We start from the raw sequence: 528 nt of genomic DNA, 5'->3' as shown, positions 1-528 counted from the left end.
CCCGATCACCATGGCCTATGGCATCCAGGGTGCGCTCAATGCACGCGCCGGTTTCCTCGCCGAGGAGGCATGCGAGCTTCCGCATGCCATCCGCGACTATGTCGAAAGACTGGTCGCACCCTATTTTGCCGCTGTCGTCGACTGGTACGAAGCGATCGGCATCGGCACCACGGGAGGCACGCTGTGGAAAGCGGTGCATGACCGCATAGGCGATCCCTTCTTTGGTGTTTCACTCAATCCCGGCCATCTCGTCCATATCGACGAATGGATGCATTCGCCGGTGTTTTCCGGCTCCGACATCAGACTGCGATCGGGCATGGCGCTGCAGGTCGACGTCATTCCGGCGACCGGCAGCCCCTATTTCACCACCAATATCGAGGACGGCATCGCGCTCGCCGACGAGCCTCTGCGCGAGGAGATCGCGGCGCGCTATCCCGAGGCCTGGAGCCGCATCGAGGCGCGGCGCGGCTTCATGGCGGATGTACTCGGCATCCGCCTCAAGCCGGAGGTGTTGCCCTTCTCCAACAT

At 62.7% G+C, this 528-nt stretch carries 1 pseudogene; it reads left to right on the top strand.

Annotated elements, in window-relative coordinates:
- A pseudogene (locus tag ACXJ7R_RS36130) lies at positions 1 to 528 on the top strand (aminopeptidase P family N-terminal domain-containing protein); the annotation flags it as partial.

The sequence above is a fragment of the Mesorhizobium sp. P5_C1 genome (assembly GCF_054049815.1).
Note: the sequence above shows the minus strand (reverse complement) of the source record. Positions and strands in the feature narration are given on the sequence as shown.